The sequence below is a fragment of the Burkholderia sp. Tr-20390 genome, from assembly GCF_017104595.1.
GTDB lineage: Bacteria > Pseudomonadota > Gammaproteobacteria > Burkholderiales > Burkholderiaceae > Burkholderia.
The window spans coordinates 1-19,543 of sequence record NZ_JAAGPC010000166.1; the positions used below are offsets into that span (position 1 = coordinate 1).

22 protein-coding genes and 1 pseudogene are annotated in these 19,543 nt (G+C 66.8%); 4 read left to right on the forward strand and 19 right to left on the reverse strand.

Translation table 11 applies throughout. The features are described 5' to 3' along the window. The 4 genes and pseudogenes from G3N98_RS31180 to G3N98_RS31195 all read right to left on the reverse strand — a co-directional run. Positions 1–148: pseudogene (locus G3N98_RS31180) on the reverse strand (recombinase RecA); the annotation flags it as partial. 306 nt (positions 149–454) lie between these two features. Continuing rightward, positions 455–1,249, reverse strand: a complete 795-nt coding sequence (locus tag G3N98_RS31185; protein WP_011353261.1) for an ABC transporter ATP-binding protein — start codon at positions 1,247–1,249, stop codon at positions 455–457. Position 1,250: 1 nt separating this feature from the next. Continuing rightward, positions 1,251–2,147, reverse strand: a complete 897-nt coding sequence (locus G3N98_RS31190) for an ABC transporter permease (protein WP_124582846.1) — start codon at positions 2,145–2,147, stop codon at positions 1,251–1,253. 139 nt (positions 2,148–2,286) lie between these two features. Further along, the gene (locus tag G3N98_RS31195; RefSeq protein WP_124582848.1) at positions 2,287–3,252 is read right to left on the reverse strand and encodes an ABC transporter substrate-binding protein; all 966 of its coding nucleotides are present in this window, start codon (positions 3,250–3,252) and stop codon (positions 2,287–2,289) included. 333 nt (positions 3,253–3,585) lie between these two features. Here G3N98_RS31195 and G3N98_RS31200 point away from each other — a divergent pair, with 333 nt between their 5' ends. Then, positions 3,586–3,894, forward strand: coding sequence for a VF_A0006 family four-cysteine protein (locus tag G3N98_RS31200; protein ID WP_089473594.1), 309 nt, complete (start codon positions 3,586–3,588; stop codon positions 3,892–3,894). Between the two features lie 111 nt (positions 3,895–4,005). Here the strand turns inward: G3N98_RS31200 and G3N98_RS31205 are convergent, their stop codons facing one another. Both G3N98_RS31205 and G3N98_RS31210 read right to left on the reverse strand, forming a co-directional pair. Next, entirely contained in the window at positions 4,006–4,821 is an 816-nt protein-coding gene (locus G3N98_RS31205) for a MetQ/NlpA family ABC transporter substrate-binding protein (protein ID WP_089473595.1), read from the reverse strand. Between the two features lie 211 nt (positions 4,822–5,032). After that, positions 5,033–6,637 (reverse strand): methyl-accepting chemotaxis protein, encoded by a 1,605-nt coding sequence (locus tag G3N98_RS31210; RefSeq protein WP_206150352.1) that lies wholly within the window; start codon positions 6,635–6,637, stop codon positions 5,033–5,035. 248 nt (positions 6,638–6,885) lie between these two features. On the opposite strand from G3N98_RS31210, the gene G3N98_RS31215 reads away from it, so the two are divergent. Continuing rightward, a complete protein-coding gene (locus G3N98_RS31215) occupies positions 6,886–7,176 on the forward strand; it encodes a YciI family protein (RefSeq protein ID WP_206150353.1) in 291 nt (96 codons plus the stop codon). 151 nt (positions 7,177–7,327) lie between these two features. On the opposite strand, the gene G3N98_RS31220 is transcribed toward G3N98_RS31215, so the two are convergent. From G3N98_RS31220 to G3N98_RS31240, 5 genes are read right to left on the reverse strand one after another with little or no spacing between them, the layout of a single operon-like run. After that, positions 7,328–7,945, reverse strand: coding sequence for an SCO family protein (locus tag G3N98_RS31220; RefSeq protein WP_043187233.1), 618 nt, complete (start codon positions 7,943–7,945; stop codon positions 7,328–7,330). Positions 7,946–7,963: 18 nt separating this feature from the next. After that, positions 7,964–8,866 (reverse strand): heme o synthase, encoded by a 903-nt coding sequence (gene cyoE / locus G3N98_RS31225; protein WP_006477738.1) that lies wholly within the window; start codon positions 8,864–8,866, stop codon positions 7,964–7,966. A gap of 8 nt (positions 8,867–8,874) precedes the next feature. Next, positions 8,875–9,987 carry a COX15/CtaA family protein gene (locus G3N98_RS31230; RefSeq protein WP_206150354.1) on the reverse strand — a complete coding sequence of 371 codons (1,113 nt, stop codon included), beginning with the start codon at positions 9,985–9,987 and terminating at the stop codon, positions 8,875–8,877. 24 nt (positions 9,988–10,011) lie between these two features. Beyond that, complete coding sequence (locus tag G3N98_RS31235; protein ID WP_089426384.1) at positions 10,012–10,638, reverse strand: cytochrome C oxidase subunit I; 627 nt, start codon at positions 10,636–10,638, stop codon at positions 10,012–10,014. Positions 10,639–10,698: 60 nt separating this feature from the next. After that, a complete protein-coding gene (locus G3N98_RS31240; protein ID WP_241026164.1) occupies positions 10,699–11,409 on the reverse strand; it encodes an SURF1 family protein in 711 nt (236 codons plus the stop codon). Between the two features lie 84 nt (positions 11,410–11,493). On the opposite strand from G3N98_RS31240, the gene G3N98_RS31245 reads away from it, so the two are divergent. Then, positions 11,494–11,703, forward strand: coding sequence for a twin transmembrane helix small protein (locus G3N98_RS31245; protein WP_089426386.1), 210 nt, complete (start codon positions 11,494–11,496; stop codon positions 11,701–11,703). Positions 11,704–11,868: 165 nt separating this feature from the next. On the opposite strand, the gene G3N98_RS31250 is transcribed toward G3N98_RS31245, so the two are convergent. The 8 genes from G3N98_RS31250 to G3N98_RS31285 form a co-directional block, all read right to left on the reverse strand. Next, a complete protein-coding gene (locus tag G3N98_RS31250) occupies positions 11,869–12,726 on the reverse strand; it encodes a cytochrome c oxidase subunit 3 (RefSeq protein WP_027789064.1) in 858 nt (285 codons plus the stop codon). A 141-nt stretch (positions 12,727–12,867) separates the two neighbouring features. Then, complete coding sequence (locus tag G3N98_RS31255) at positions 12,868–13,068, reverse strand: DUF2970 domain-containing protein (protein WP_089426387.1); 201 nt, start codon at positions 13,066–13,068, stop codon at positions 12,868–12,870. A gap of 16 nt (positions 13,069–13,084) precedes the next feature. Beyond that, positions 13,085–13,693 (reverse strand): cytochrome c oxidase assembly protein, encoded by a 609-nt coding sequence (locus G3N98_RS31260; protein WP_089426388.1) that lies wholly within the window; start codon positions 13,691–13,693, stop codon positions 13,085–13,087. 35 nt (positions 13,694–13,728) lie between these two features. Beyond that, the gene (locus G3N98_RS31265) at positions 13,729–13,869 is read right to left on the reverse strand and encodes a cytochrome oxidase small assembly protein (protein WP_017334314.1); all 141 of its coding nucleotides are present in this window, start codon (positions 13,867–13,869) and stop codon (positions 13,729–13,731) included. A gap of 69 nt (positions 13,870–13,938) precedes the next feature. Next, on the reverse strand, positions 13,939–15,546 hold the full coding sequence (gene ctaD / locus G3N98_RS31270) for a cytochrome c oxidase subunit I (RefSeq protein WP_069248929.1): 1,608 nt from the start codon (positions 15,544–15,546) through the stop codon (positions 13,939–13,941). A 43-nt stretch (positions 15,547–15,589) separates the two neighbouring features. After that, positions 15,590–17,185 carry a cytochrome c oxidase subunit II gene (coxB, locus tag G3N98_RS31275; RefSeq protein ID WP_089495683.1) on the reverse strand — a complete coding sequence of 532 codons (1,596 nt, stop codon included), beginning with the start codon at positions 17,183–17,185 and terminating at the stop codon, positions 15,590–15,592. A gap of 55 nt (positions 17,186–17,240) precedes the next feature. Continuing rightward, the gene (locus G3N98_RS31280) at positions 17,241–17,765 is read right to left on the reverse strand and encodes a DUF2244 domain-containing protein (protein WP_046544359.1); all 525 of its coding nucleotides are present in this window, start codon (positions 17,763–17,765) and stop codon (positions 17,241–17,243) included. Between the two features lie 195 nt (positions 17,766–17,960). Further along, positions 17,961–18,926 carry a methyltransferase domain-containing protein gene (locus G3N98_RS31285; RefSeq protein ID WP_206150355.1) on the reverse strand — a complete coding sequence of 322 codons (966 nt, stop codon included), beginning with the start codon at positions 18,924–18,926 and terminating at the stop codon, positions 17,961–17,963. Positions 18,927–19,007: 81 nt separating this feature from the next. On the opposite strand from G3N98_RS31285, the gene G3N98_RS31290 reads away from it, so the two are divergent. Further along, on the forward strand, positions 19,008–19,543 hold a 536-nt coding region (locus tag G3N98_RS31290), incomplete at its 3' end, for a ComF family protein (RefSeq protein ID WP_206150356.1).

A 19,543-nucleotide genomic window follows, 5' to 3' on the forward strand; every position in this document is an offset into this window, starting at 1 on the left:
TCCCGCCGACCGGCCAGCCGCCGCCCGGCAATTCGGCCGACAGCGGCGCGAAGCCGGTCTCGATCGTGCGCGGACCGCCGCGCGCGAGCTGCGAGCCGCGCCACAGCGACGGATGAAGGGATTCGGGAGAAATGGAGGATGCGAGCATGATGCCACCCACAACTGTATGGATATACAGTATATGGCAATGCGTCCACGCCGCACAGTACTGGTACGAAACCGGTATTTCGTCAGATGAAAGACGGGTGAAAAGCCGGCAGGCCCACGCCATGACGGCGGGCCGCCCCCGGCATCACCGGCTCGCACCGCCCCGACGCCCGCCACACCCCTCGGGCGCCGATGCGGCGCATGCGAACCGAAGCGCGCAGCCGGGCCGAACCGAGCAGAGCCCGGCCCGGCCGGCCAACCGGCACGATGCGCACCCTGCACACCGCGCCGGTCCACCAGTTGCCCGTCAGCCGAGCAGCAACGCGTCGTCGTCGAGCTGCTCGTGCCGCACCTTCTCGAACATCTGCAGCAGGTCCGGCACGTCGAGCCCCTTGCGCGCGTCGCCCGACACGTCGAGCACGACCTGCCCCTGGTGCAGCATCACCGTGCGGTCGCCGTAGTCGAGCGCCTGCCGCATGCTGTGCGTGACCATCATCGTCGTCAGCTTGCTCTCGGCGACGATGCGCGCGGTCAGCTCCAGCACGAACGCGGCCGTCTTCGGGTCGAGCGCGGCCGTGTGCTCGTCGAGCAGCAGGATCCGCGACGGCCGCAGCGACGCCATCAACAGGCTCACCGCCTGCCGCTGGCCGCCCGACAGCAGCCCGATCCGGTCGGTCAGCCGGTTCTCGAGGCCGAGGTTCAGCAGCCGCAGCTTGTCGCGGAACAGCTCGCGCGACGGCCGGTCGAGCGCGGCCCGGAAGCCGCGCCGCGCACCGCGCGCCATCGCGAGCGCCATGTTCTCCTCGATCGTCAGCGCCTCGCAGGTGCCGGCCATCGGATCCTGGAACACGCGCGCAACGAGGTGCGCACGATCCCACGCGGCCTTGCGCGTCACATCGGTGCCGTCGATCGAGATGCGTCCCGCATCGACGGCCTGGTCGCCGCTGACCGCATTGAGGAAGGTCGACTTGCCGGCGCCGTTCGAGCCGATCACCGCGACGAACTGGCCGTCGGGAATCTCGAGCGACAGCCCGCGCAGCGCGCGCGTCTCGATCGGCGTGCCGGGATTGAACGTGAGTTTCAGGTCTTGTGCGGACAGCATGTCAGGCGCCTCCGTTCTTGCGCGCGAACAGCTTCTTGCGCGTCGCCGGCAGCACCAGCGCGATCGTGACGAGCGCCGCCGTCACGAGATTCAGATCCTGCGCCTTCAGCCCGATGAATTCGCTGTTGAGCGCAAGCGCGATGAAGAAGCGGTAGACGATCGCGCCGAGCACGACGGCAAGCGTCGTCAGCACGAGCCGGCGCGCCGGCAGCAGCGTCTCGCCGATGATCACCGCGGCCAGCCCGATCACGATCGTGCCGATCCCCATCGAGATATCCGCGCCGCCCTGCGTCTGCGCGAACAGGGCGCCGGCAAGCGCGACGAGCGCGTTCGACAGCGCCATCCCGGCGAGCGTCGCGCGGCCGGTCGCGATGCCTTGCGCACGCGCCATCCGCGGGTTCGCGCCGGTCGCGCGCATCGCGAGGCCGAGTTGCGACGAGAAGAACCAGTCGAGGCCGAGCTTCGCGACCACGACGACGATCGCGAGCAGTGCCGGGCGCAGCACGTAGTCGGGCATCCAGTCCGGCTGTAGCACGGTGAAAATGGTCGGCTCGGTGATGAGCGGCACGTTCGGCCGGCCCATGATCCGCAGGTTCACCGAATAGAGCGCGATCATCATCAGGATACTGGCGAGCAGGTCCATGATCTTCAGGCGCACGTTGAGCCAGCCGGTGATGAAGCCGGCCACCGCGCCCGCGACGATCGCGATGCAGGTCGCGCTGAACGGGTCGTAGCCGGCCGAGATCAGCGTCGCGGCGACGGCGCCGCCGAGCGGAAAGCTGCCGTCGACGGTGAGGTCGGGGAAGTTGAGGATGCGAAACGAGATCAGCACCCCGAGGGCGACGAGGCTGAAGATCAGGCCGATCTCCAGCGCGCCCAGAAACGAGAACAGAGACATGATGGGGAAATCCTGTTGCTTCCCGGCCGGACGTGTACGGCCGGGCGAAGCGAACAGGCGGCCCCGGGTGGGAGCCGCCCGTCCGGCGGTGTCGTTCAGGCCCGGATCGGGCCCGCAAGCGCGGCGGTCGGGCCGCGGCTTACTTGATGACCGTCTTCGCGTCCTTGAGCAGGTCCGTCGACAGCGTCACGCCCTGCTTCGCGGCCGCGCCCGTGTTCGCGAACAACTCGAGGTTGCTGCTCGTTTCCGATGCGATCGCGCCCGGCTTCTCGCCCTTCAGGATGCGCGCGACGACCTTGCCCGTCTGGCGGCCGAGGTCGCCGTAGTTGATGCCGAGCGCCGCGATGCCGCCGCGCTTCACGCTGTCGGTGTCGCCGGCGACGAGCGGGATCTTCGCTTCGTTCGCGACCTTCACGAGCGCTTCGTACGCGGACACGACGTTGTTGTCGGTGTTCGTGTAGATCACGTCGACCTTGCCGATCAGGCTCTTCGCGGCCGGGCCGATGTCGACGGTACGCGGCGCGGCCGCTTCCTTCAGCGTCATCCCCTGCTTCGCGAGGATCTCCTTGAGTTCCTTCACGACGACGACCGAGTTCGCCTCGCCCGGGTTGTAGACCATGCCGACCGTCTTCGCATTCGGCACGACGCGCTTGATCAGCGCGACCTGGCGATCGAGCGGCAGCTTGTCGGATACGCCCGTCACGTTGGTGCCCGACGGGCCCCAGCCCTTCACGAGCTGCGCGGCGACCGGATCGGTCACGCCCGAATAGACGACCGGCACGCTCTTCGTCGATGCCACCACCGCCTGCGCGGCCGGCGTCGCGATCGCGACGATCACGTCGGGCTGGTCGCCGACGAACTTGCGCGCGATCTGCGCGGCCGTGCCCGTGTTGCCCTGCGCGCTCTGGTATTCCCACTTGAGCTTGTCGTCGCCGTAACCTTCCGCCTTCAGCTCGGCACGCACGCCGTCGCGGATCGCGTCGAGCGCCGGGTGGTCGACGATCGACAGCACCTTGACGGTCTGGGCGTGCGCAGCACCGGCCAGCGCGAGTGCGGCCACGCCGGCCGTGATCGAACGGATCGCGAAAGTCTTGAAACGCTTCATGGGTGTGTCTCCCCCGTATTGTGTCGGTTCTGGATGATGGATTCCCGCCGCCGTCGGGCGGGCGCCGCCATGCGTGCGACACGCTGGCGAACGGCCCGCGCACGCTCCGGGAAAGCGTGCAGCGGCGAACGCACGAGGATACCATTTCCGCAGACCACCGCCTGACTCCACGCTTTCGTATCGCGCCCCGGATTGCAGCGCGCGCCGACGTGCGCGAACGCGCGCGAAGCCCGGCCGGCGGCGGTTCCCGCCGGCCCCGGCGCAACGCGTCAGCCGCGCTCGCGGCTTTACGTTATGCTGTCGGCCGACCCAGTCCACGCCATCGGAGGGCACATGAAACGGGGGATCCGAGCCATCGCATGCGCGGCCGTCGCGTTGGCGCTGCCGGGTGCGGCATTCGCACTGACCGACGGCAGTGCGCAATACGACGACTGCATGCTCAATGCGCTGCGCGAAAGCCGCAACGGCGCGGCGGCGCAACTGATCCAGCGCTCGTGCGACGCGCTGTATCGCAACAACGCGATGCTGCTGCCGCGCGAGCGGCGTTTTCACGAGTGCGTCGTGCAGTCGCTGCCGGGCGTGCGCGACAACTATGCGATCCAGCAGATCATGTCGATCTGCTCGCGGCGCGGCGAGATGTGAGCCGGCGTTGAACGCGCCACACCGTGCGGCCGTCGTCGATCGGCCGCGCCAATGAAAAAGGCCTGCGCGATGCAGGCCTTTTCGTTCAGCGGTCCGACGGGTGGGCGGCGTTCAGAACGACGCGACCATCGAGCCCTTGAACTGCTTCTTGATGAATTCCCGCACTTCCGGCGACTGGTATGCCTTGACCAGCTTCTTCACCCACGGCTGGTCCTTGTCCTTCGCGCGCACGGCGATCAGGTTCGCATACGGGCTCGTCAGCGATTCGAGCGCGATCGCGTCCTTGGTCGGCTGCAGGTTCGCGGCGAGCGCGTAGTTCGTGTTGATCACGGCCGCGTCGACGTCCGACAGCACGCGCGGCAGTTGCGCGGCGTCGAGTTCGGAGATCTTCAGCTTCTTCGGGTTGTCGGCGATGTCGAGCACCGTCGCGTTGTTGCCGCCCGTGCCGGCGCCCGCCTTCAGCTTGATCACGCCTTGCGTCTGCAGCAGCAGCAGCGCGCGGTTCTCGTTCGACGGATCGTTCGGCACCGCGACCTTCGCGCCTTGCGGCAGGTCCTTCAGTGCCTTGAACTTCTTCGAGTACACGCCCATCGGCGAGATGTAGGTCAGGCCCGCGCTGACCAGCTTGTAGCCGCGCTGCTTCACCTGGCTGTCGAGGTAGGGCTGGTGCTGGAAGCTGTTCGCGTCGAGGTCGCCCGAGTCGAGCGCCGCGTTCGGCTGCACGTAGTCGTTGAACTCGATGACCTTCACGTTCAGGCCTTCCTTCTCCTTCGCGACCTTCTGCACGAGCTGCCACACTTCCGAATCCGGGCCGGCGACCGTGCCGACCTTGATCACCTTGTCTTCGGCGTGCGCGCCTGCCGACAGCGTCAGTGCTGCACCGGTGGCCAGCACGGAAAATACCTTCAGGAGACTGCGACGCTTCATCTGTTTCTCGCTTTCTTGCTTACTGGATGACTGAAAATGGGGCGCGATACGGGTATGCCCCGACTCGCAGGAAGGGGCAAATGGTGTCACAGGATCGGCGGGAAGTGAAATACATCCCGCTCATATGGGTATGCACCGCAGCGGTGCTGGCAGGGGGGCGCGACTCGGCCGTTAGTTGCATTTGTGCGAGTCGCGCATCGGCCCGAGCGCGTTACGCCACCGCCGCCCGGTCGGCCGCATTCGTCTCGAATGCAGGCTCGCCCATCTGCCCGCCGACCCGGAACGCGCCGACCGTATCGCGCAGTCGCGCGGCCTGTTCCTGCAGCGACGCGGCGGCCGCGGCGGCCTCCTCGACGAGCGCCGCGTTCTGCTGCGTCACCTGGTCCATCTGCGTGACCGCGCGCCCGACCTGCGTGATGCCGCTCGCCTGCTCCTCGGATGCCGCCGCGATCTCGCCCATGATGTCGGTCACGCGCGCGACGGCCTGCAGGATCTCGCCCATCGTCGTGCCGGCCTGGCCGACCAGCGTCGACCCGTTGCGCACGCGCTCGACCGAGTCGACGATCAGCTCGCGGATCTCCTTCGACGCCGTCGCGCTGCGCTGCGCGAGCGAACGCACTTCGCCCGCGACCACCGCGAAGCCGCGGCCCTGCTCGCCGGCGCGCGCGGCTTCGACCGCCGCGTTCAGCGCGAGGATGTTGGTCTGGAACGCGATGCCCTCGATCACGCCGATGATGTCGGCGATCTTGCGCGAGCTGTCGTCGATCTGGCCCATCGTGCCGATCACGCGGTTCACGACGTCGCTTCCCGTGCGCGCGATCTCCGACGCGCTGTTCGCGAGCCCGCTCGCCTGCCGCGCGTTGTCGGCGTTCTGCTTCACGGTTGCGGTCAACTGCTCCATGCTCGCGGCGGTTTCTTCCAGCGAGGCGGCCTGCTCCTCGGTGCGCTGCGACAGGTCGTCGTTGCCGGCCGAGATCTGGCGGCTCGCCGACGCGATCGATCCGGCCGACTGGCGAATCCCGCCGATCGTCGCCTGCAGCCGTGCCTGCATGTCGTGCATCGCGGCCATCATGCTCGTGCGGTCCCCCGCGCGAACCGGCACCGGCTGCGTCAGGTCGCCCTGCGCGATGCGCGTCGCGAGCGCGGCCGCTTCGTCGGGCTCGCCGCCGAGGCTGCTGCGCACGTTGCGGATGATCACCAGCATCGCCGCGCTGATCACGAAGCCGATCACGAACACGACCGCGAGGTGGCCGAGCAGCGTCCGGTAGTAGATGGTGTCGATGTCCTTCAGGAACACGCCGCTCGAGATGTTCCAGTCCCACGGCGTAAATCGCGTGACGTAGCTGATCTTCGGCACGGCGGTCTCGCTGTGCGGCAGGCGCCCGCGGTACTCGGCGAAGCCGCTGCCGGTTTCCTTCGCGGCGTTCAGGATCGTGACGAACAGCGGCTTGCCGTCCGGGTCGAGATAGTCGCCGACCTGCGTGTTGACGAGCTTCGGCAGCGTCGGATGCATCAGCACGACCGGCTTCGAGTCCATCACGAACACGTAGCCCGAATCGCCGTAGCGCATCGCGGCGAGGCTCGCGAGCGCGTCGCGCTTCGCGTCGGCCTCCGGCAGCGTGCCGCTCTGCGCGAGTGCGTGGTACGCCTTCACGATGCCGGCCGCCGAATCGACGAGATTCGCGATGCCTGCCTTGCGTTCGGCGAGCATCGTCGCGCGCGTCTCGTACGCGCTCCATGCGCCGACGCCCAGGAGACCGATCCATACCAGCGCAAGCGCGAGCCACAGCTTGCGGTTCAAACTCATTCTGCTCATCTGCGTGCCTCTGTCGATGTCGATGCGCACGCTGCGCGCGAACGGCCTGCCGCGCGCAAACGCTTGCCCATTCATTTACGGCACCGAGGCTTACAACTTGAATACGGCCGGCGCCGCGAACCGGCGATCGACAGGCCGCCCGCGCCCCGCGCCGCACCGCGGCCGCCGGCGCGACAGTCCGCATCCGCTGTGCTAAAAAGACCGGCTAGCCGGCACACGAAGAGCCGGCGCCATTCCGAGGGCCACCCATGTACGTCATCGACATTCACTACACCGCATCGCTCGAGCGCATCGACGACGCGCTCGAACGCCATCGCGCATTCCTGCAGCCGCAGTTCGACAAGGGCATCTTCATCGCAGCGGGGCCGAAGGTGCCGCGCGAAGGCGGCGTGATCCTCGCTGCCCGCATCGATCGCGACGAGCTGGACGCGATCCTGAAGACCGATCCGTTCGTCATCGAGGGGCTCGCCACGTATCGCGTGACGGAATTCCGGATCACGCGTGCCGCAACCGGCTTCAACGTGCCCGCGCTGCCGTAACGCGACGCCTGCGCGACCTCTGCACGATACGCGCGCAGGCCGACACGCCGCCCCACGGGCGGCGCATGCAAACAACGAAGAGAGAGGGAAAACGTGACGGCGCGAGGCGGCCGTCACGTGATCGCCGGGCCGGGCGCCCGGCGGCTACTGGTCAGTCGACCAGCAGCTTCAGGTCGTGGACCCACGGGCCGGGGCCCTGGCCGTCGCGCACGAACAGGCGCAGCTTGCCGTCGCGGTCGAACACGTAGCTCGCGGCCGTGTGATCCATCGTGTAGCTGCCGGGCGTCTTGCCGGGCACCTTCGCGTAGTACACGCGGAAATCCTTCGTGACCTTCTTGAGTGCCGCTTCGTCGGCCGGCCGCAGGCCGATGAACGACGGATCGAACGCGGGCACGTACTGGCCGAGCAGCGCCGGCGTGTCACGCTCCGGATCGACGGTGACGAACAGCACCTGCACGCGCTTCGCGGCATCGGGCCCGAGCTGCTTCAGCGCTTCGGACAGCTCGGCCATCGTCGTCGGGCACACGTCCGGGCAGTGCGTATAGCCGAAGAACATCACGACGGCCTTACCCTTGAAGTCGGCGAGCGTGCGCACCTTGCCGGCCGTATCGGGCAGCGAGAAGTCGCTGCCGAACTGCGTGTTGCCGGTGATGTCGAGATTCTGGAATTTCGGCGCGTTGTCGCATCCGGCGAGCAGCAGCGCTGCCGTGAATGCGCATGCGAGCATCCAGCCTTGGCGCGCGCGGCGCCCGAACCGTGATTGGAGCATTGCGTTCAAACCGTGCGGTTACACGCCGAGCAGCGGGCGTGCATAGTGATCGACGAGCAGCGCGGCGAACAGCAGCGACAGGTAGACGATCGAGTAGCGGAAGGCCTTGCGGGCGAGTTCGTCCGAGTAGTCGCGATGGATCTTCCACGCATACGCGAGGAACACCGCGCCGAGCAGCACCGCGCTCGTCAGGTAGACGGCCCCGCTCATCCCGGAGATGAACGGCATCAGCGTGACCGCGAACAGGATCACCGTGTACAGCAGGATGTGCAGCCGCGTGAACTTCTCGCCGTGCGTGACCGGCAGCATCGGCAGCCCCGCGTTCTCGTAATCCTTGCGGCGATACAGCGCGAGCACCCAGAAATGCGGCGGCGTCCACACGAAGATGATCAGCACGAGGATCCACGCGTCGCCCGGCACCGCGCCGGTGACCGCGGCCCAGCCGAGCGCCGGCGGCATCGCGCCCGACGCGCCGCCGATCACGATGTTCTGCGGCGTCATCGGCTTGAGCAGCAGCGTGTAGATCACCGCGTAGCCGACGAACGTGGCGATCGTCAGCCACATCGTCAGCGGGTTCGTGAACGTATAGAGCGTCCATGCGCCGACACTGCCGAGCACGGCCGAAAAGAGCAGGATCTGCGGGGTCGTGATCTCGCCGCGCGCGGACGGGCGCCACGCGGTGCGGCGCATCATCGCGTCGATCTTCTGTTCGACGAGGCAGTTGATCGCGAACGCGGCGCCGGCCAGCAGCCAGATGCCGACCGTACCGCCGATCAGCACGTGCCACGGCACCATGCCCGGCGTCGCGAGGAACATGCCGATCACCGCGCAGAACACCGCGAGCTGCGTGACACGCGGCTTCGTCAGCGCCATGTATTGCGAAAACCGGCTACCGGGCGATTGGGAGAGGGTGCTTTGCATGGGGGCGGTCACGCCGGGGCGGCGTCGCGCACAGGCTGCGCGACACGGCCGGGGCGGCTTGAAAGGATGCGAAAGTTTAACATGACGACGAGCAGCAGCAGGATCGCGGCCCCGCCGTTGTGCGCGACGGCGACCGGCAGCGGCCACTGCAGCACGATGTTGGTCAGGCCCGTCACGAACTGCAGCAGGACGACCAGCAGCACGCCGTTCGCGGGGCGCCGCAGCGATTCGAAGCGGCGCATCTTCAGCGCGAACGCGACCAGGTAGGCGACCACCACGAACGCGAACGTGCGGTGCGTCCAGTGGATCGCGACCAGCGCGTCCTGCGTGATCGCGTCGCCGTCCTTCGTCATCCCGAGCGCGCGCCACAGGTGGAAGCCGTGCTGGAAATCCATCGGCGGGATCCACTGCCCGTTGCAGGTCGGGAAGTCGGTGCACGCGAGCACCGCGTAGTTGGTGCTCACCCAGCCGCCGAGCGCGATCTGCACGACCAGCAGCACGAGCGCCGCGAGCGCGGCCGCGCGATAGCGGCCGGCTTCGGGGTCATGCGACGGCAGCGGCGTCTGCCGCGCCGCGAGCCAGCCGAGCGTACCGAGCAGCGCGAGGCCGAGCAGCAGGTGGATCGTGACGATCACCGGCTGCAGCTTCATCGTGACCGTCCACGCGCCGAACGCGCCCTGCACGAGGATCAGCAGCAGCAGGCTCGTCGGCCACCACGGCGACACGTGCAGCGGGCGGCGGCGTAGCCGCGCGGACCACGCGATCACGACCTGCGCGATGATCAGCACGCCGATCGCCATCGCGAAATAGCGGTGGATCATCTCGATCCACGCCTTCGACATGCTGACGGGGCCCGTCGGCATCGCCTGGTGCGCGGCCGTGATCGCGGCATGCGCGATGAACGGCGACGACGTGCCGTAGCAGCCGGGCCAGTCCGGGCAGCCGAGCCCCGAATCGGTCAGCCGCGTGAAGCCGCCGAACATCACCAGGTCGAGCGTCAGGAAGGTGGTGATCCACACCAGCTTGCGAAACTTGTTGTCGTCGGCCTTCACCCACACGTACGACAGCGGCAGCAGCGCGATGCAGAAGCCGATCAGGCCGAGTTGCAGTAGATACGCCATCGGTTCAATGCCTCTCGTGTTGCGTTAGCCGATGCTCGACCACTTCAGCAGCTTCGTCACGTCCGCCTTGATCTTGCCGGGGTTCGGATCCTTCGGGAAACGCATCATCAGGTTGCCGTTCGGATCGACCATGTAGAGGTGGTCGCTGTCCTTCGTGCCGGCGTCGGCCGGCAGCCACGCGGCCACCGCGGCCGGATCGGCGACGAGCCGGCGCGTGTCGGGGTACGCGTCCAGCACCTTCTGCGGCATCGCGCCCGCATCGCTGCGCAGCCACACCATCGTGAGCCGGTGCCGCTCGCCCGCCTGCGTGACGCGGATCTGGCGCATGAAATAGAGCTTTTTCGCGCAGGCCTCGTCGCACGCGCTGCTGTCGGTCATCACGAACAGCCACACGCCGCGCAGCGACGACAGCGGCACGGTCTTGCCGGTTTCGTCGGTTACCTGCAGATCCGCGGGGATCGGGCGCTGCGGCTCGATCAGCGTGCCGTAGTTGGTCGAGCCGCCCTTCGGCTTGATCACGTAATAGGTGAAGTACGACGCGATCATCGGCGCGGCGCACACGAGACCCAGCAGCACCAGCATCCAGCGGCCGCGCTTGCGGGCCGCCGGCGACATCGGCGCAGCGGCCGAACCCTGACGGGGAGATTGCATGGACAAATCAGACCTCTCGAAACGAACCCGCGGCGCGAGCGCCGCGTCCTGGCATGGCGCTCACGCGCCGGCCGACTTCTTCGCCGCACGCCGCGCGGCGTACAGGCCGAAGCCGAGCGCGGCCGCCGCCATCGCCCACCACTGAAACATGTAACCGTAATTGCGCTCGACGCCGGTCGTCGCCGCCGGCCAGTCGCGCACGAGCTTGTCGCCGTCGTCGCTCGTCTGCTGGATCACGAACGGCTGCAGCGGCAGCCCCGTTTCCTTCGCATACGCGGCGACGTCCAGGTTCTGCCGGATCTTCTGGTGCGCCGCCGACCCGCCTTCGCCGAGCTCGAACGCCCGCGACGCGTCGGCGCGCGCGATGCCCACGATCTCGACGTCGCCCGCGGGCGTCGCGAACGGCTCGATCGCCGTGCGATCGGCGATATTGCGCGGCAGCCAGCCGCGATTCACGAGCACGACGCCGCCGCCCGTGAGTTTAAACGGCATCACGACGTAAAAACCCGGCTGGTCGTTATACGGCCGATTGTCGAGGAACACGGCCTGCTCGGGCAGGAAGCGGCCTGTCGCACGCACGCGATGGAACTCGATCGACGCGAGCGGCATCGGCTGCGCGCCGACGTCGACGGGCGCCGCCTGCTCGTAGCGCGCGATGCTCGCCTGCAGCGCTTCCTTCTGGTGCGCGCGGTCGCGCTGCCAGAAACCGAGACGGATCGTGACCGCGACGACGACGAGGATCAGCAGCGCGGGCAGCCAGCGGATCTTCATCATGCGGCCAGCCCGGCACCTGCTGACGAGCGAAGTGCGATAATTATCCTCTTCCTTTCGAATTGCCGTCGTCCGGTTCGTGTCATGCACATACTCGTTCCCATCGCCTTCGTCCTCATCATTGCCAGCATGGGCTCGGCGCTCTACTTCATGATGCACGACCGCGGCCACACGAAACGCATGGTCTGGTCGCTCGCCACCCGCGTCGGGCTGTCGGTGTCGCTGTTCCTGCTCATCCTGATCGCGAACGCGATGGGCTGGATCCATTCGACCGGCCTGCCGATCGGGCGTTGATCGATTCGCCGCCGCTGTGACATTTCGCCGCACGGCCGCGGCACCAAGCAAAAGCGCCGCCTGACTGAGTCGCGGCGGCGCCCGAGGGGTGAAGGCCGGCAGTCACGCTGCCCGGCCGACCCAATGAAAACGGCCCGCGCATTGCTGCGCGGGCCGTTGTTCCATTTACAGCCAGTAGACGACGACGTACAGGCCGAGCCAGACGACGTCGACGAAGTGCCAGTACCACGCGGCGCCTTCGAATGCGAAGTGGTGATCGGGCTTGAAGTGGCCGCGGATCATCCGCACCAGCACCACCGCGAGCATCGTGCCGCCAAGGAACACGTGGAAGCCGTGGAAGCCGGTCAGCAGGAAGAACGTCGAACCGTACACGCCCGAGTTCAGCGTCAGGTTCAGTTCGTTGTACGCGTGGTAGTACTCGAAGCCCTGCAGGAACAGGAAGCAGATACCGAACACGAGCGTCGCGGCCAGCCAGGCGATCGCCTTCTTGCGATGATCGTCACGCAGCGCGTGGTGCGAAATCGTCAGCGTCACGCCCGACGACAGCAGGAATGCGGTGTTCAGCGTCGGGATCGGCCACGGGCCCATCGTCTTGAAGTGACCGGCGAGCGCGGCGGGGCCTTCGTTCGGCCACACGGCGGAGAAATCCGGCCAGATCAGCTTGTAGTCGAGGCTGCCGAGCTGGTGCAGCGCGATTTCACGCGCATAGAACAGCGCGCCGAAGAACGCGCCGAAGAACATGACTTCCGAGAAGATGAACCAGCTCATGCTCCAGCGGTACGACTTGTCGACGTTCTTGCCGTAATGACCGCCTTCCGATTCGGCGATCGCGTCGCCGAACCAGTGATACAGCGTGAAGAGCAACCACAGCAGGCCGAGCAGCGCCGTAAACGGCGCCCAGTCGTGACCGTTGATCCACAGCGCCGCCGATCCGAGCATGACCAGCAGGCCGATGGCCGCACTGATCGGATGGTGCGACGGATGCGGCACGAAATAGTACGGGGTCTGGTTTTGACCGCTCATGCTTGATTCTCCACTTCTGTCCAATTTGTGTACCGGAAACCGCTCCGGCTTTATTTCTTGCGCGGCGTGACCACCACCGCTCCTTCCTGCACGCGCCGCCGTGGCGCCGCGCACTGCATTCTTCTTCCGTGGCCGCGGGCTTCAGCCCACGACGGCACGCACGACCAGGATCAGCACGCCGATGAACAAACCGGCTGCCAACAACGCGACGATCAGCACGTGCAGCGGATTCAGCTGCGTCGCGTCGGCCTCCAGGTCACGCCGCTTGCGCACCCCGAAAAACGACCACAGCACCGCTTTCAACGCCTGGCCGAACGACCCGCCCCGCTTGCCCTCCGTCATCGCCCCGCCTCCGTCGTCATGCGTCCGGCTTCGCCGCGCCCTGCGCCGCGGTCTTGCCCGGCGCCGGCGCCGGCGTGGCCGGCGTATTCAGCTCGAAGAACGTGTACGACAGCGTGATCGTCTTCACGTCCTTCGGCAGTTTCGGATCGATCACGAACACCACCGGCATCTTGCGCGACTCGTTCGCGGCCAGCGTCTGCTGCGTAAAGCAAAAGCACTCGATCTTCTTGAAGAACTCCGTCGCCTGCTTCGGCGCGTAGCTCGGAATCGCCTGCGCAACGACCGGCCGACCTTGCCCGTTCGTCACGTCGTACACGATCGTCATCAGCTCGCCCGGATGCACGTCGAGACTGTTGTGCTCCGGCTTGAAACCGAGCGGGCCGCGCGCGTTCGCATCGAACTCGACCGACACCGTGCGGCTATAGTCGACCTGCGAGTTCTTCACCTCGCGCTCGCTGACATCGCGCTGCACCAGGTTGTTGATGCCGGTGATCTGGCAGATCGCCCGATACATCGGGATCAGCGCGAAGCCGAAACCGAACATCAGCCCGGCCACGACGAAGAGCTTCACCAGCATCGAACGATTGAATGCGCGATCGACGGCGCCCTCTTCCGGCTTCGACATACGACAACTTCCTCGCTACTGCGTCTGTTGCTGCATCAGTGAGTGGACAGCCACCACTGCTTGATCACGACACCCACAAAAAAAACGGCGGCGATGACGAGCAGGGTGAGGCCGAGCCGCTTGTTGCCCGCGCGGATCTGCTCGGGCGTTCGTCTTTGTTGTGGATTCCGGTTCATCTGATACTTCGGTTCGGCGCCCGCCGCGCCTGCCTGCGCGGCAGGCAGCGGCGGAACGCACGGTGAAACTTACTCGACGTGCGGCGGTTGCTCGAACGTATGGAAGGGTGCCGGGCTCGGCACCGTCCACTCGAGGCCTTCCGCGCCATCCCACGGCTTGTCCGACGCCTTTTCCAGCTCGCCGCCGCCACGGTAGGCCGGCAGCGCGACGGCGAACAGGAAGTACACCTGCGCGAGGCCGAAGCCGAATGCGCCGATCGTCGCCACCTGGTTGAAGTCCGTGAACTGCGCCGGGTAGTCCGCGTAGCGACGCGGCATGCCTGCGAGACCGACGAAGTGCATCGGGAAGAACGTCAGGTTGAAGAAGATCATCGACGCCCAGAAGTGGATCTTGCCGCGCGTCTCGTTGTACATCCAGCCCGTCCACTTCGGCGCCCAGTAGTACCAGCCCGAGAACAGCGCGAACAATGAGCCGGCCACCAGCACGTAGTGGAAGTGCGCCACCACGAAGTAGGTCCCGTGATACTGGATGTCGAGCGGCGCCATCGCGAGCATCAGGCCCGTGAGACCGCCGAACGTGAACACGAACAGGAAGCCGATCGCGAACAGCATCGGGGTTTCGAACGTCATCGAGCCGCGCCACATCGTCGCGAGCCAGTTGAACACCTTCACGCCCGTCGGCACCGCGATCAGCATCGTCGCGTACATGAAGAACAGCTGGCCGGTGACCGGCATGCCCGTTGCGAACATGTGGTGCGCCCAGACCATGAACGACAGGATCGCGATCGAAGCCGTCGCGTACACCATCGAGCTATAGCCGAACAGCGTCTTGCGTGCGAACGCCGGGATCACCTGCGACACGATCCCGAACGCCGGCAGAATCATGATGTACACCTCGGGGTGGCCGAAGAACCAGAAGATGTGCTGGTACATCACCGGGTCGCCGCCGCCTGCCGCGTTGAAGAACGACGTGCCGAAGTGGCGGTCGAACAGCACCATCGTGATCGCGCCTGCCAGAACCGGCATCACGGCGATCAGCAGGTAAGCGGTGATCAGCCACGTCCACGCGAACATCGGCATCTTCATCAGCGTCATGCCCGGTGCGCGCATGTTCAGGATCGTCACGACGATGTTGATCCCGCCCATGATCGACGATGCGCCCATGATGTGGACCGCGAAGATCGCGAAGTCCATGCCCGGGCCCATCTGCGTCGACAGCGGCGCGTACAGCGTCCAGCCGGCGGCCGTCGCGCCGCCCGGCGCGAAGAACGAACCGACCAGCAGCACGGCCGCGACCGGCAGCAGCCAGAAGCTGAAGTTGTTCATCCGCGCGAACGCCATGTCGGACGCGCCGATCTGCAGCGGAATCATCCAGTTCGCGAAGCCGACGAACGCCGGCATGATCGCGCCGAACACCATGATCAGGCCGTGCATCGTCGTGAGTTCGTTGAAGAACTCCGGACGCATGATCTGCAGGCCCGGTTCGAACAGCTCGGCCCGGATGGCGAGCGCCATCACGCCGCCCGACAGGAACATGATGAACGAGAACAACAGGTACAGCGTACCGATGTCCTTGTGGTTGGTGGCGAACAGCCAGCGGCGCCAGCCGTGCGGCATTTCGTGCGCGTGGTCGTCGTGCGCGTGGTCCGCGGCTACGTCGTGCCCGATGCTAGACATGAGAATCTCCTAATGCGAATACGTCGACTAACTCAGCGACACGTCAAGCCGCCGGGCCGATCTCGACACGCCGGGCTTCCTTCGCGTCAGCCCCGCCCGTGATCGTTTCCGGCTTTTTGAGAATAATGTGGTCTTCCGCCACGCCTGCTGCCTTCAGCGCGTCGCGCACGGCTTGTGCGCGATGCTTCGCCAGTTCGGCGTTCGCGTCGGCCGAGCCCGTCTTGTCGGTAAAGCCCGACAGCGCGAGCTTCGCGTCCGGATGTGCCTTCGCATAGTCGGCCGCGGCGGCGATCGCCGCCTTCGCGTCGGCCGGCAGCACGCTCTTGCCCGTCTCGAAGTAGATCGTCGACAGTGCGGCCGAGGCCGCTGCCGCCGGCTGCTCCGCGCCCGACGCAGCCTGCGCCGGTGCCGAAGCGGCTTCCGCCGGCGCCGCTGCCGCTGCGCCCGCCGCGTCTTCCGGCATCTTGCCGTTACGCGCGTCGGCCACTTGCTTCGGCTGCAGCAGGTCGTTCTTGTGGTTGCCCCACGAATTGCGTTCGTACGTGACGACCGACGCGATGTCGAGATCCGACAGCGACGCCCACGACGGCATCGCGCCCTTGCCGTGCAGCACGCGCTCGACGTGGGCGGCGATCGGGCCGTTCACGATCGGGCTGCCGTCCATGGCCGGGAACGCGCCGAGGCCCTTGCCGTTCACCTGGTGGCAGGCCGCGCAGTTCGCCTTGTAGACTTCCTCGCCGTGCGCGACGAGTTCAGCCATCGTGTAGACCTTGTTCGGATCGACTGCGGCGCTGGCCAGCTTGGCCTTCTGCGCGGTGACCCACTTCGCGTAGTCGTCATCCGACAGGACTTCGACCACGACCGGCATGTACGCGTGTTCCTTGCCGCACAGCTCGGTACAGAAACCGCGGAACGTACCGACCTTGTCGGCCTTGAACCACGTGTCGCGCACGAAGCCGGGGATCGCATCCTGCTTCACGCCGAACGCGGGCACGTACCACGAGTGGACGACGTCGTTCGCGGTCGTGATGATGCGGATCTTCTTGTTGACCGGCACGACGAGCGGGTTGTCGACTTCCTGCAGATAGGTGTCGGTGATCGGCTTCTTGCCCATCACTTCGTCACGCGGGGTGCTGAGCGTCGACAGGAAGCCGATGCCCTCGCCCGGGCCCTTCACGTAGTCGTAGCCCCACTTCCACTGGTAGCCGGTGACCTTGATCGTGAGATCGGCGTTCGTCGTGTCCTTCATCGCGACGACGGCCTTCGTCGCCGGCAGCGCCATCAGCACGACGATGACGAACGGCACGATCGTCCAGATGATCTCGACGGTCGTGCTTTCATGGAAATTGGCGGCCTTGTGGCCCTTGGATTTGCGGTGCGCGAAGATCGAATAGAACATCACGCCGAACACGCCGACGAAGATCACCGTACACAGGATGAGCATCATCGTGTGGAGATCGTAGAGCTCCTCGGCGATCTTCGTGACAGGCGGCTGAAAGTTGATCTCGTTGACACGGGGGCCGCCCGGGCTATCACCGACCGCCAGGGCGGCACCGGCAAAGAGCAATCCGCTGCATGCCAGCACGCCCGCGAGGGCTCGCTTGATTGTTTTCATAGCATCCTTACCCAAAATTTCCATTCAAACCCTCCCCCGTCGCAAGCGACCGGCCCTATCCGCCGGTGCCCGCGCCTCGTCAGCCGCAGCGCCTGAGCGATACGCGCAGTTCGTCGGCGAACTGCGCCCGCTTGTACTGCGCGAGATGCTGACCGATTACGACGGTCTGCCCGCGCGATACCAGCCGAATCGGATCGCGTGGCGTCGCACCCGGCTCGACCCGCACCCAGCGCGGGTTGAATTCGATCTGCGTGAGCCGCTCCGCATCCATCCGCTCGATCACGAGCCGGTGCGGATACAGCCTGATGCGTTCGTAATCGACCGCATGGCGAGCATAGATCGCAAATGCGACACCCACAGCCAGCAACTCGATTCCGGTGAAGGGCATGACGAGCCAAGCCCCCCGCCACATCAGCAATGTCGCGATCACCAGCGAGAAGCCCGCGAGCGACGCATAAAACAGCACGAACTGGCGCGGCGACGCCGAACAGTTGCGTTTCATCAGCCAGTCCTCGAGGACCGGCTCGCCGTTCGTCGTCTCCGCCAACACCCTCGCTGCTTCCATCGCCGCCTCACGCGAATGGCATGCGATGCATGCCTGCATCGGACTCGTCGGCCCGTATTGCGGGGACCCCGGGACGACAAGCTGACGCATTATAGGCGGGTTCAATGGCATCCACAAGCAAGCGACTATCGGCCCGCGAGCCAAGCGCGACAAGCTTTCCGGCCATTTTAGGCGCCAATTCGACCCCGCTTTGCGCCGCTAATTTCAGACATAACAAAACCCCTCTTTACCGCTTTACCGATTCTTCGGACGCCCCTTTCCGATGTCCTCGATGCGCACGATCCCGTGCCCTTCGGCGGTCGTGCGCGGCACGGCCTTCCACGCGTGGCCGTAGATCACTTCGAACGTCAGCGGAATCGTGCCGTCCTCGCGCCGGCGGGCCTCCAGCGCGTCGCCGAGCGCCGCGCGAAAGCGCCGCGACGCGCGCTGCGGCGCCTCGCGGTCGAACGGATAGGCGCCCCAGCGGCGCACGTCGGCCAGCAGCGAGTCGGGGGATTTGTAGGTGACGGTCAGCACTTCCTGATCCATCACGGGAATCTCGAAGCCGCTCTCGACGAGCATGTCGCCGAGGTCGTGCATGTCGACGAAATCGATCACGCGCGCGGCGGGCGGCGCCATGCCCAGCGCCGCTTCGGCGTCCGCGCAGGCCGCGCGCAGTTCGCGCAGCGTATCGGGGCCGAGCGTGCTGAACATCAGCAGCCCGTTCACGCGCAGCACGCGCTGCCATTCGGGCAGCACCGCGTCCGGGCGCGAATGCCAGTGGAGGGCGAGATTCGACCAGATCAGGTCGAACGCGCCGCCGGGGAACGGCAGCGCGGCGAAATCGGCCTGCGCGACGCGCGGGCCGCGCGGGCCCAGTGCGCGGCCAAGCGAGGCCGGCAGCCAGCGGCGCCAGCTCGTCTGCTCGACCTCGCGCTGCCCTGCTCGCGCGAGCATCGCGCCGGACAGGTCGACGCCGAACACGGGCGCCTCGGGAAAGCGCGCGCGCAGCGCCGGCAGGTCGTCGCCCGGGCCGCAGCCCGCGTCCAGCACGGCTGCGGGGCTCACCTTGATGTATTCGAGGCGCTCGTTCATGCGCTGCGCGATCTCGCGCGGCAGGAACGCGACCGCATCGAACGTGGCGGCACGGCGATCGAAGATCCGCCGCAGGCGCCTTGCGTCATTGGCCGGACGGCCGGTTGAAGTCGAAGCTGGGGACATGTCGGGCACACTGGCGAAGAGCCCGAAGTATACTCGCTCGCCTCGCAGGCTTCATTGAGGCGGGGTGTCAGGAGTGTTGCAATGATCCGCCGTTCCGCCCCGCGCACGATGCGCGTCGCTTTGTCGCAGGTTCGCGCGCTGGCAACGCGCGTCGCCGCGGTCGCGCTGCCGAATCGCTGCGCACTGTGCGGCAATTTGTCACACGCCGTGATTTGCGGTGCTTGCGACGCCGCGTACTGGAATGAAGCGCGGCTGCGCTGCGACGTCTGCGCGCTGCCGCTGGGCATCGGGCCATCGCGTTCGCCCCTGCTACGTGGCGCTCGCGCCGGCCGCGTTACCGCATACCGTTGCGACGCGTGCCGCACGGCGCCGCCGCCGTTCGATGCGACGCTCGCGCTGGCGGATTACCGCGCACCGCTCGACGGGCTCGCGCGCGGCCTGAAGTTTCACCGGCAACTCGCGCTCGGCACCGAATTCGCGGCGCGGCTCGCCCGGTTGATCGACGATACACCCGGCGCCGGCGGCTTCGACCTGGTGGCGCCCGTGCCGCTGTCGCACCGGCGGCTCGTTGCGCGCGGCTACAACCAGGCGTGGGCGATCGCGCGTCCGCTCGCGCG